The organism is Flavobacterium sp. GP15 (assembly GCF_014281985.1).
GTDB classification, from domain to species: domain Bacteria; phylum Bacteroidota; class Bacteroidia; order Flavobacteriales; family Flavobacteriaceae; genus Flavobacterium; species Flavobacterium pygoscelis.
In genome coordinates this window covers 500,378-513,385 of the sequence record NZ_JACFTC010000001.1, presented here as the reverse complement: position 1 = coordinate 513,385, position 13,008 = coordinate 500,378, and the positions used below count along the sequence as shown (strand labels likewise).

General features: G+C 32.9%; 8 protein-coding genes. 7 read left to right on the top strand and 1 reads right to left on the bottom strand.

Features of this window, described 5'->3' with window-relative positions:
• Positions 1–6: 6 nt before the first annotated feature.
• From H2650_RS02310 to H2650_RS02290, 5 genes are all read left to right on the top strand, one after another.
• Positions 7–510 carry an RNA polymerase sigma factor gene (locus H2650_RS02310; RefSeq protein WP_188049139.1) on the top strand — a complete coding sequence of 168 codons (504 nt, stop codon included), beginning with the start codon at positions 7–9 and terminating at the stop codon, positions 508–510.
• Positions 500–1,114 carry a hypothetical protein gene (locus tag H2650_RS02305; protein ID WP_188049138.1) on the top strand — a complete coding sequence of 205 codons (615 nt, stop codon included), beginning with the start codon at positions 500–502 and terminating at the stop codon, positions 1,112–1,114. Before H2650_RS02310 ends, H2650_RS02305 begins: the two co-directional genes overlap by 11 nt.
• A 55-nt stretch (positions 1,115–1,169) precedes the next feature.
• Positions 1,170–1,790, top strand: coding sequence for a dethiobiotin synthase (bioD, locus tag H2650_RS02300; RefSeq protein ID WP_188049137.1), 621 nt, complete (start codon positions 1,170–1,172; stop codon positions 1,788–1,790).
• Positions 1,791–1,859: 69 nt separating this feature from the next.
• Complete coding sequence (bioA, locus tag H2650_RS02295) at positions 1,860–3,131, top strand: adenosylmethionine--8-amino-7-oxononanoate transaminase (RefSeq protein WP_188049136.1); 1,272 nt, start codon at positions 1,860–1,862, stop codon at positions 3,129–3,131.
• A 121-nt stretch (positions 3,132–3,252) separates the two neighbouring features.
• Positions 3,253–4,425, top strand: coding sequence for a beta-ketoacyl synthase N-terminal-like domain-containing protein (locus tag H2650_RS02290; RefSeq protein WP_188049135.1), 1,173 nt, complete (start codon positions 3,253–3,255; stop codon positions 4,423–4,425).
• A gap of 11 nt (positions 4,426–4,436) precedes the next feature.
• On the opposite strand, the gene H2650_RS02285 is transcribed toward H2650_RS02290, so the two are convergent.
• A complete protein-coding gene (locus H2650_RS02285) occupies positions 4,437–4,943 on the bottom strand; it encodes a regulatory protein RecX (protein WP_370566788.1) in 507 nt (168 codons plus the stop codon).
• Positions 4,944–5,342: 399 nt separating this feature from the next.
• On the opposite strand from H2650_RS02285, the gene H2650_RS02280 reads away from it, so the two are divergent.
• Both H2650_RS02280 and H2650_RS02275 read left to right on the top strand, forming a co-directional pair.
• Complete coding sequence (locus H2650_RS02280) at positions 5,343–8,843, top strand: LamG-like jellyroll fold domain-containing protein (protein ID WP_188049134.1); 3,501 nt, start codon at positions 5,343–5,345, stop codon at positions 8,841–8,843.
• Positions 8,844–9,139: 296 nt separating this feature from the next.
• A complete protein-coding gene (locus H2650_RS02275; RefSeq protein ID WP_255462780.1) occupies positions 9,140–13,000 on the top strand; it encodes a T9SS sorting signal type C domain-containing protein in 3,861 nt (1,286 codons plus the stop codon).
• The last annotated feature ends 8 nt before the right edge of the window (positions 13,001–13,008 follow it).

Below are 13,008 nucleotides of genomic sequence, written 5' to 3'. Positions count from 1 at the left end.
TTTGTTTTGAAAGAAAAAGAGAAGGAGTTTTTGACCCGCATTGAAAAGCATAAAGGAATTTTGTATAAAGTTTCTAAGATGTACATGGATAAACCTGATGATCAGCAAGATTTATTTCAGGAGATTGTTTGTCAGCTCTGGAAGTCATACGATTCGTTCCGTAATGAAAGCCAATTTTCAACATGGATGTATCGTGTGGCAATTAATACCGCTATTGTTTTTTTAAAGAAAGAAAAAAGAAAAGTAGATAAATATGAAATTCCATCTGATAATATAAAAGAGGAAGAAACAGATTCTGATATTAAGGAAAGTCAATTAGATCATTTTTATAAAGCAGTTCAAAAGTTAGAAAAAATTGATAAAGCTATTATTTTCTATCAGTTAGAAGGATTCTCACACAAAGAAATTGGTGAAAACTTGGGGATTTCAGAAGGGAATGCCAGAGTAAAATTAAATAGAGCAAAAGAAAAATTAAAAGAAATTATAAAAAATCAAGGATATGGATTTTAATGACATACAAAAACAATGGAATAACGAAAAGATAGATAATGTCGTTCTTCCAACTAATTTAAAAAAAATAGAAGCCGCTAATACCCCTTTGGATAAAATTAGAAAAAATCTAAAAAAGGAGTTTTTTTATCAAATACTATCAATTGTTTTTACAGGATTTGTGCCCTTAATATATGATTTTCCTAAAGAATTAATTCCTTTGTTTTATCTCTTTTTTAGTCTGTTTCTAGCAATATGCGTTTATTATCTGGTAAAATTATACTTGTTTTATGTAAGAATTAGTGCTATTACAATGAAAACTAAAGATAATTTGTATGAAACGTATTTCGATATTAGGTTGAATATGGAATTGTATAAAACCTTTGGATTTGCTTTAATACCTTTTATAATTTTGTCGCTAATAGGTTTTTTATATTATAAGTTTTCAAAAGCGCCAGGCTTTTTAACTTCCGAAATCACTAATTTTCAGATGATAGGTATTTTTTCGATTGTGGTTTTTAGTTTTCTTTCTATGGGTATTGCACTGGAGGTTTGGGTCAATAGATTTTATGGAAAATACGCCAAACAAATACGTCAAGTTTTAGACGAACTAAAAGAAGAATAATAAATCGCCCATCTTAACGATGGGTTTTTTATTTTTGTACTCAAATAAATAAAAAATGAAACTATTTATAACTGGAATAGGAACTGATGTAGGCAAAACGATTGCCTCGGCGATTATAACGGAAGCATTAGAAGCTGATTATTGGAAACCGATTCAAGCGGGAGATTTAGAAAACTCAGACACTCACAAAATAAAGCGCTATGTATCCAACAAAAAAACTCATTTTTTTGAAAACAGTTACGCTTTAAATACACCAGCAAGTCCTCATTTAGCCGCAGAATTAGATGGAATTACAATTGATTTAAATAACATAATTGTACCGGAGACTCAAAATCATTTAGTGATAGAAGGTGCAGGAGGAATTTTTGTTCCTATAAATAATCGTGATACTATAGTTGATTTAATTCAGCCAGATTATAAAGTCATAGTTGTTTCACGTCATTATCTGGGAAGTATTAATCACACTTTACTAACTATTGAAGCTCTACAAAATAGAAATATTAAAGTAGCGGGTATTATTTTTAATGGTCAAGAAAATAAAGCATCAGAATCGGTTATTTTGTTTAAAACAGGGCTAACATTTATTGGTAGAATAGAAGAAGAGCCTTATTTTGATCAAAATGTCATTCAATATTATGCTGCTATTTTTAAAGAGAATTTACTAAGACTCGAATAGTAGTTATAGAATTCTCAACTAATTTTATTTGAACGCAAATGAAATTAAAAATCTTATAATTTTAATAGAATGAGTTTAATAGAAAGAGATAGTCAACATCTTTGGCATCCATATACACAACACAAAACAGCTGCTTTACCAATCGCTATCAAAAAGGGAGAAGGAGCTTTGCTGTGGGATGAAAATGACAAAGAATATATAGATGCTATAGCATCGTGGTGGGTGAATCCTTTTGGGCACTCTAATAAGTTCATTGCAGATGCGATTTACAAACAACTTACAACTTTAGAACATGTTCTTTTTGGAGGATTTACGCATGAACCCGCTATAGTTTTGGCTGAAAAGCTTATTGAAATTTTGCCTAAAAATCAACAGAAAATATTTTTTTCAGACAACGGTTCTACAGCAGTTGAAGTAGCGATAAAAGTTGCATTACAATATTTTTTTAATAAAGGAGAAAAGAAAACTACCATTATTGCTTTTGAAAATGCTTTTCATGGAGATACATTTGCAGCAATGGCTGCTAGTGGAATTTCATTTTACACGCAGGCTTTTCAAGGTATGTTTATAGATGTGATACGAATTCCAGTTCCTGTAAAAGGTCAAGAACAAGAAAGTTTTGAGACCTTGAAAAATGTGATTCAGAGCCATAATTGTGCTGGTTTTATCTTTGAACCGCTTGTGCAAGGAGCTGCTGGAATGGTTATGTATGAGCCAGAAGCTCTAAATGAGCTTATTCGAATATGTCGTGTCAACAATGTACTTACAATTGCTGATGAAGTAATGACTGGTTTTGGTAAAACAGGTAAAACGTTTGCAATGGATTATCAAGTTGAAATGCCAGATATGATGTGCTTGTCTAAAGCGCTTACTGGAGGTACAATTCCTATGGCAATTACCACTTTTACTCAGGATATTTTTGATGCTTTTTATGATGAAGATATCAATAAAGCTTTGTTTCATGGCCATACTTTCACGGCAAATCCTACGGGTTGCGCTGCTGCTTTGGCTAGTTTGGAGTTGTTGCAAACTTCAGAAATGCAAGATAATCTGTTGCGAGTAAACAAGAGTCATTTGGCATTTCAAAAAAAGATAGCAAATCATCCTAGAGTTATGACCACAAGGGTTTTAGGTATTATTTTTGCTCTAGAAATAAAAACAGAGAGCAGCGAAAGTTATTACGGAACATTGCGTAATAAACTATATAATTTTTTTATCGAAAATGGCGTAATTCTAAGACCGGTTGGTAATATTGTTTACATTTTACCTCCTTACATTATTTCTGAAAAACAATTGGATAGAATATATCAAGTAATTCAAAATGCTTTAGAATCCGTTTAATTCAATTTATTCCGTTTAAAATTTAGTAGAGACAACATTAGAAATTTGAACGAATTATTCTGTTTTATGATTAAGCTATTTTTAAAATAATATTGCAATTTCTGCAAATAAATTTAATATTTTGTTACAAACTATTTCTATAACTGCTATCAATTCTATTTCAGCATTAGGTACTGAACCTATAAAGATTTGGGAAAATTACCTTCGAGAACAGCATTTTTTTACGGCTCAGAATTTAGACCATAAAAAAACCGTAGTTGCCGGTTTAGATATTGATTCTAATTTGTTGATAGATTCATTAAGACAATCGGATAATAAATACAAATCTTTAGATAAATCTGTTTTGTATGCGATGTTAGTTTCTAGAAAAGCGATGGCTACTGCCGGTTGGACGCAGGAAGATACTTTTGGTATTAACATAGGTTCTTCTCGTGGTGCCACTGACTTATTTGAAAAACATTATCGCGAATATGTAGCAACTGGAAAAGCTCAAACGCTAGCTTCTCCTACGACCACTTTGGGGAACATTTCTTCATGGGTAGCACACGACTTGCAAAGTGCAGGACCTGAAATATCTCATTCTATAACTTGTTCTACTGCTTTGCACTCCGTTCTAAATGGTGTAGCCTGGCTTCGAGCTGGTATGGCAGACAAGTTTATGGTAGGTGGAAGTGAAGCGCCATTAACTGATTTTACGATTGCTCAAATGCGCGCTTTAAAGATTTACTCAAATCACGAAAATGCAGCTAATGAAACTATTCAATGGCCAAATCGAGCCTTAGATTTAGAAAAGAAACAGAGTACTATGATTCTTGGTGAAGGTGCTGGAGTGTGTTGTATGGAAGTTGGAAAAAAGGAAAATGCTTTGGCTTACATAGAAGGAATAGGGTATGCGACTGAAATCTTAGAGCATAACATTTCAATTTCAGCAGAGGCAACTTGTTTTCAGAAATCGATGAAAATGGCTTTGCAAAACACCTCTTTATCAGATGTAGATGTAATAGTGATGCATGCGCCAGGAACAGTAAAAGGCGATTTGACAGAATACCGAGCTATAGAAATAGTTTTTGGTGACCAATTGCCGCTTTTAACCAGCAACAAATGGAAGATTGGTCATACTTTTGGGGCGTCAGGAATATTGAGCATGGAACTTGCTATCATGATGATGCAGAAGGACATTTTTATTGGAATTCCTTTCTTAAGCGAACAAATAAAAACTAAACCCATAAAAAAAGTATTAATCAATGCTGTAGGTTTTGGAGGAAATGCGGTGAGTATTTTGTTGTCCTTGTAGTAATTAGGATGTTATTTTTTTGAATCTGTTTCTAATTCTTTTACTTTATCGTAAATTAAATGGCTTTCAAAACCTTTTCTAAGTAAGTAGTCACAGAACTTTTTCTTCTTTTTAAGAGTGTTTGTTTCACGAATAGATTGCCAATTTTTTTCCGCTAATGTGTGAAAAGTAGCTAGGTATTCTTCGGCACTTATTTCTTTAAGTGCTGTATTTATTAAAGTTTGATTTATCTTTTTAAACTTTAATTCGTTTGTAATTCTAATTTTCCCCCATTGCTTGATGCGGTGTTTTCCTCTGGCAAAACTGCACGCAAAGCGTTCTTCATTGAGGAAATTATCTGAGATAAGTTGAACTAAAATCGTATCGATTTCCTCAGAATCCATTTTCATGCTGTATAGTTTTTGAATCACTTCCTCATGACACCGTTCTTGATAGGCACAAAATTGTTCTATTTTGGATAAAGCTTCTTTTATGGTAAAAACATCTTTCATGTCTAAATTTTTATAGGTCGACCCCATTTTTTGAAATCTGTATTGAGAGCAAAAATACTATTTCAAAAATAAATCTATCGATGCACTATAGGGATTAATAAAATTATTTTTTAGTATAAAAAAGCTGGAAAAAGAATGTAATAATAAGAATTCTTTTCAATTCACTTCAATCCTTATCACTGCAAAGAGTAAAAGGGTGCTAATTTTTTCTCAACACTTATTTTTACTGGAATAGTTTGCTGGTTTTAACTAAAAGTAATAAATCCAAAAGATGTATTTCAACGGGTAAATAAGCTTTTAGTCGAATAGATTTCTTTTTATTTAAAACGGCAGACTATATTGCGCGATTGACTGTCTTTACAGTTTTTAAACAAAAAAATACGGCTCAAATATTGATTATTTAGCCCAATATATAAAATTTTGCTCATGATTAAAAAATTACTTTTTTTAGTTTTATTGTTAATTACTTCTTTCTCTTATGGTCAAGCAGCAAGCGATTATTGCTTTATGGCAGTTTCAGGAACTTATAATTCTTTGAGTAACGATGCAAAGAGTGTCGTTAATATGACTGCTAATCAGGATGATGGGTTTTCTGATATAGCTCTTTTGGACTTTAATTTTACTTTTGGGGGACAAGCCTATTCACAATTTATAGTATCATCAAACGGTTGGCTAAGTTTTGTAACTTCAAATTTTAATAATAATCAGAATTATACTAATAGCATTGCTAGTGCAGCTGTAATGAAGCCCATATTAATGCCTTTATGGGATGATTTAGCAAATACTACAATACCTAAGTATGAAACTACAGGTGCTTTTCCAAACAGGATATTCAAAATAGAATGGAGTGCCCAAAAGTGGGAATATAATTCTGGTAGTGATGTTATGTCATTTCAAATATGGTTGTATGAAAGTACTAATGTTATTGAATATCATTACAATCGAGGAAGTAATGGAGTGAAAAATGGCTCTGCTACAATAGGGATTTATGATCAAAATGATACTTATTTAACGTTAAACAACTCTGGAAATAATCCAATAGCATCATCAGGATCATTTAACACTAATATAAATTCAAAACCCGCAAACGGTCAGATATATAGATTTACCCCACCTGTAAGAGTTAGTATTGCATCTACTAGTATTTGTGCTGGAGATGCAGTTACTTTTTCGGCAACACCTATTAACGGAGGTACATTACCTATATATCAATGGAAGGTTAATGGAGTAAATGTAGGAACAAATTCAGCTACTTATGTGAGTCCTGCCTTAACCAGAGGAGACGATGTCTCGGTTGCAATGACTTCAAATGCCACTTCTTGTCTTTCGGGTATTCCAACTACATCAAATGTAATTAGAATACTCCCACAGATTGCGCCAGTAATCACAGGGACACCGACAACTGCCGGCTGCTCTTCTGCTGATGGGAGCGTTGTAACAAGTACACTTAATAATGCACTTCAGTTTAATAAATCTAAGCCTGATTTCGTTAACTTAAATAAAAGTATTCTTTCAAATTTAAATGCATTTACGGTTGAAGGATGGATAAAATTTAATAAAAGTGATTTGAACTCTAGTTTTACAAGTTTGTTTGGGCAAAATGATGTTGTAGAGTTTGGTTTTATTACTGACACTGAACTTCATTTGTGGACTCAAAATGGTGGTTCTTTAAGATATACTTATCCTGTTTCTTTGGCTGATAATAATTGGCATCATATTGCTGGTGTGGGTAATGGTGCTAATCTTTTATTGTTTATTGATGGAAAGTTAATGACTACTCAAGGTAGCTCTAGAGGTAATAAGAATTATGGAGCTAGTGGAGATTTTGTAAAAATAGGGAGTGGAGTATTTACTCCATCAGGAAATCCATTTACAGGCCAAATAATGAAAGTAGGTATGTATAATATGGCGCTTTCCGAATCAACTATAGTAAGCTTAGCTAGTAGTCCTACTACTTATACGGGTTCTGAACCAGGTTTGATCGCTGGCTATAATTTTATTGAAAGTTCAGGTTCAACTTTAACCAGTGTTCCTGCAGGTAATAATGGTACTTTACTTGGTAGTCCAACTTTTGTACACCCCTATACTTATTCATGGACTAAAGCAGGTGATGCAACATTTACTAGGAATACCAAAAATATTAACGGAATATCCAAAGGGGATTATACTATTTCCGTTAGCTTTGCTGGAGCAAGTTGTCCTAGAATTGCTAACTTTTCTATTGTTACCGTTTCAACAACTTGGGGCAGTAGTCTTTGGTCCAACGGTAATCCTTCGGCGAATAAAAGTATAGTTTTTAATGATTCATATTCATCTACAGGTGACTTAATAGCTTGCGATTGTAAAGTAAATCCGGGAAAAAATGTCACCATCAATTCAGGTCATACCTTAACACTTACGAACGGTTTAAATACGGTAGGAGCTTTATTGACCATAGAAGATACAGGAAGTCTAGTACAGATTAACGATGCAGCCATCAATTATGGCAAAATAAAATATGTAAGAGAAACAAATACTGGGGTTAGAAATACTGATTTTACCTATTGGTCTTCGCCAGTAGCGCAATCAAAATTAGGAGGTACTGGAGGAATGGAATACCAACCAGCAAATCTTGAAGGGACTTATTTTTATTCGTTTTATGTAGATGCTGTAAATCAATATTGGAAAAGTGAATCAATGTCTAATGAAATGATTCCTGCACGTGGTTATAGTATTAGAGGTCCTGGACCAATCAATGCAAATCCTATTGGTTCTTTGCGAGTTACTTTTGAAGGTACTCCAAATAATGGTGGGTACTCTATTCCTAATGTTTTTGAAGGGAAGTCCTATCTTGTTGGAAATCCATATCCTTCGGCATTAGATGCAGACCAATTTTTAATTGATAATAGAGGTGTGTTAGATGGAACTCTTTATTTCTGGACACACAATACGCAAGTTGGTATAGGAGTTAGTAAGCCGGGTTCTGGTTTATATGCTTACTCTGGGGACGATTATGCTACATACAACTTAACTGGTGGTACAGCAACTGCAAAAGCTGCTCCTAGCGATACAGATAAATCGCTTAATAATCCTTTTATACCTAACGGAAAAATTGCTGCAGGACAAGGGTTTTTTGCGAATACTAAATTTTCGCCTGAGTCTAATATTATTAAATTTACCAATAGTATGCGAGTGGGCGTAAAAGGAAATACAGGTACTAATACTCAGTTTTTTAAGACAGTCACTTCAAAATCAAAAAAAACTACTTCTATTGAAAAGAATCGACTCTGGTTGAATCTTTATAGCGATAAAGGTGCTTTTAAGCAGTTATTAGTGGGTTATATTACTGGAGCTACAAATGAATATGATAATGGTTATGATGGAGAGACTTTTGATGGAAATGAACTTGCAGATTTCTATAGTATAAATCAAGAAACAAACTTTGCAATTCAGGGTAGGGCTTTGCCATTTGACGCAAGTGATATTGTTCCTCTAGGGTATAGAAGTAAAGATAAAGTAACTATGAGTATTGATATCGATCAAGTGGATGGTGCTATCGAATCTCAAAATATCTTTATTGAAGATAAAATGTTAAACGTAGTTCATGATTTGAAAAAAGGTGCTTACACATTTACTACAGAAGCTGGAGTTTTTAATGACCGGTTTGTGTTACGCTACACCAATAAAATTTTAGGAAATGTTGATTTTGATTTGTTGAATGAGCAAGTTATTATTTCTAAAGATAAAAAGGAATTAAAAATAAAATCGGAAATAGAAACAATCAAACGAGTAACTGTTTTTGATTTATTAGGTAAAAAAGTCTTGGATAAAGAACTGCTTAATGAGACTGAATTCCGTTCTTCAACTATTGGTTTAAGCAAACAAATTGGAATTGTAAAAGTGACTTTAAGTAGTGATAAAGTAATCACTAAAAAAATAGCCTTTTAAAACTAATACAAGTCTTCAAATTATTAAATATATCCCATTCTGATCTAAACAGAATGGGATTTTTTTTAACCGTTAATCAAATTTGGTTAAAATTAAATGATTGACTTAAATCCTGATTTTTTTTATAGGAATAGAGTTGCTATTTGTTTTTTTAATAGTCTAAGTAGTATTTAATTTTTTGTAAATATCACTAAATGTGGGTATTGTGTATTTTTTGTTTTCTGATTATTTTTATTTAAAATAGGAAATATTTTCTGTTTGGCTATTTTTAATAGAAACCTTAAAATCATCTAGATTTGAAAACAAAACTACTTTTATTCGGCATTGCATTTGGTTTTTTGATGTCAACAGTTGGTTATTCGCAACAAGGAAAATCTGATGCAGCTTTTAATACTTATGATAGTGGCTTGTTAGGTGATGGATTTGATGGAGTGGTTCGAACGGTTTCGCTGCAATCTGATGGAAAACTAATTGTAGGAGGGGAATTTCTAAACTTTAATGGTGCTCCAACGCCTTATTTATGCCGCTTATTTCCGGACGGGAGTAAAGATACTTCGTTCTTATTAGGAAGTAGTTTTAATGCAAATGTATATTCTTCGTTGATACAGTCTGATGGAAAAATAATAATTGGAGGTTCTTTTACTTTGTATAATGGTTCCGTTATCGGAAAGTTAGTTCGGCTGAATTCTGATGGTTCTCAAGATCTTACTTTTGATACAGCAGTAGCAGCAAACTCTGGAATAATTCATGTAATTGCTATGCAAACCGATGGTAGTATAGTTGTTGTAGGTAGTTTTGCAAAATATAATGGTGTTGCTGTAAATAAAATTGCTAGGATTTTGCCAAATGGTACTCTTGACACTTCATTTGCAACGGGAACTGGTGCCAATGGTTTAGTGGATGCTATTCAAATTCAGTCCGATGGTAAAATACTAATTGCGGGTTCTTTTACTGTTTTTAATGGAACTGCTTGTGGCAGAATTATTAGATTAAATAGCAATGGTTCTTTTGATTCTACTTTTAGTACTGATTTGGGTTTTGATGATACTGTCAGAACTCTTGCCCTTCAAACAGATGGTAAAATTCTAGTTGGAGGTGATTTTCTAAGCTATAATGCTGTTTCTGCCCATAAGATACTTCGATTAAATAATGATGGTAGTGTAGATGCTTCTTTCAATATAGGAACAGGATTTAGTGACGGAGGTGTTTACGTTATAAAATTAGGTAATAATGGCTCTATTATGGTTGGCGGTTCATTTCATTCTTTTTATAATGGAACTGATGTTAATAGGTTAGTGTACTTAGATTCTAATGGTAGCATTGTTCCAACATTTGATATTAGTTCTGGTCCTGCTACGGCTACTATATTAACTTTAGCATCAGATGCAAGCGGTAATTGGTATATAGGTGGTTCTTTTTTAGTGTTTGATTCTCAAAATCAAGGAAGATTGGCTAAGATTGATAATAACGGCACATTAGATATTGGCTATTTAACAGCTGGAGTTGGTTTTGATAATTCTGTTTTAAAAGTTATTTCGTTATCGGATAATAAAACCATGATTTTTGGAAATTTTACTAAGTTTAATGGCGCTGTCGCCAATAGAATTGCTCGATTATTAGAGGATGGCACAATAGATTTGACCTTTAATTCAAACGGCATTGGTGCTGGTAATAATATTAGAGCTGCAGTAATACAACCGGATAATAAAATTCTTTTTGCAGGAAGCTTTCTTAGCTATAACGGTTTTTTAAATAATCGAATTACTCGTGTTTTGGCTGATGGTTCTGTTGATCAGAGTTTTACAATTGGTACTGGATTTAATAATCAAGTGTATGCATTGGCCTTGCAAAGTGATGGAAAAATTATTGTCGGAGGTAATTTTACAAGTTATAACGGTAGTGCTGCCAACAGGATTGTTCGATTATTGGCTAATGGCGCTATTGATGCAACTTTTAATACTGGTTTAGGTACTGATGCTATAGTAGAAACCGTTTTAATACAGCCTGATGGAAAAATACTTTTAGGGGGTCGATTCTCAAATTACAATGGGTTTTCTAAAAACAAGTTGGTTCGTTTAAATACTGATGGAAGTGTTGATTTGGGTTTTTCTGTTGGTTCAGGTTTTGACAAAAATGTTTTCTCAATGGCGATGCTTCCCGATAATAAAATTATTATTGGAGGCTCTTTTTTAAATTATAATGGGAATGCAGTTAAAAGGATTGTAAGATTAAATAGCAATGGTGGGTTAGATAGTAGTTTTCAAATCGGTTCCGGTTTTAGTAACGGTGAAATTAGATCTATTTTAGTTCAGCCAGACAATCGCTTATTAATAGGTGGTGCATTTTCCGGCACCTTCAATGGGAAACCAGTCAAACGCCTATTAAGATTACTATCAGACGGAGGTCATGATCCTAGTTTTATAGCGGACTTAAATAGTACATTATTCAGTATTTGTTTTACGCCAGATGCAAAAGTAATCATTGGAGGAAATTTTAATTCGGTTTCTGGAGTAACCAAACATCGCATCGCTAGACTTAAATTGTGTAATAATAGTTCTATTTGGGATGGAGTGTCATGGAGTAACGGACCACCTTCGTTAGGAAAGGAATTGCATTTTAATTCTGATTACAACATTACAGCAACGGTTAATTCCTGTTTATGCTCAATAGCTTCAGGACATAAAGTTACCGTAAAAAAGGGTAATACTTTAGCTCTTACTTTTGATTTTTCGGGTCTTGGAATTTTGCATTTAGAAAATAATGCGTCCCTTTATCAATCGGATGATGAGATTGTAAATACGGGAGTTATGAATCTAGAAAGAGAAACTACTGCTGTTGTAAGTACCGATTATAGTTATTGGTCATCGCCCGTTTTTAGTCAAAAATTAATTGATCTATCTCCCAATACGCTTTCGGATAAATTCTACTCTTTTGATGCTGCGACAAATGATTGGTTGACTGAGTTGCCATCTCAAGTAATGAAACAGGGTAAAGGATATATAATTCGAGGTCCTGAAGATTTTTCTGCAATAGATCCGGCTATTTACAAGGCTGAGTTTTTAGGTATTCCAAATAATGGAGAATTTTTAATATCAGTTGGATCGAATAATACTTCAAATCTCTTGGGAAATCCTTACCCTTCTGCAATTGATGCTGATGTATTCCTAGCGGTCAACTCTGAAGTTCTGGATGGAACTATTTATTTATGGACTCATAACACACCAATTACTAATAATGAATATACTTCTAGTGATTATGCGGTTTATAATAGATTGGGTGGTGTAGCAACCAGAGCCGCTAACAATTTAGGGTTAAATAACACTAAGCCTGATGGCAAAATTGCTTCTGGACAAGCGTTTTTTACAATAAGTATTAGTAGCGGTAAAAACGTCATTTTTAATAATAGTATGCGTGTGATTGATCAGAATGCTTCTTTTTTCAAATCCAAAGGAGATAAGAAATCTAAAATAAATCAACTTGAAAAACATCGTATTTGGTTGAATTTATCAAATAAAGAAGGTCTCTTTAAGCAAGCTTTAATAGGATATAGTTCTGGAGCTACAAATGAATATGACTCTTCCTTTGATGGAGAAAGTTTCAATGGGAATCAATATCTAGATTTTTATAGTATTAGTCAAGATAAGAATTTAGTAATTCAAGGAAGAGCTGTGCCCTTTGATGAAGATGATTTGGTTTTTATAGGATATCGAACTACTATTGCGGGTTTGTTTACAATTAGTATTGATCAGATAGATGGTATTTTGTTACACAAATCTGTTTTCTTAGAAGATAAGTTAACTAATGTTATTTTTGATTTAAAAAAAGCTAATTATAATTTCGAAACGGCAATAGGAACTTTTAATGACCGATTTGTCATTCGATATACAGATAAAACACTAGATCTTTATGAGGTTGTAAAACCTGATAACAGATTGATTATTAGTTTTCAAAATGATTTTTTAAAAATAAATTCTTTAGATAATTTAATCGATGAGATCACTGTTTATGATATTTCAGGAAAAAGAATCTGGCATAAAGATTCTATAAATGATGCCTACTTTCAAATAGCCAATTCTTTTATAAAACAACAGATTCTAATAGTTAAAGTGCTTTTAGACAATGGAAAAAGTAGTACAAGGAAAGTTATCGTTCCTTAAAAATTAAA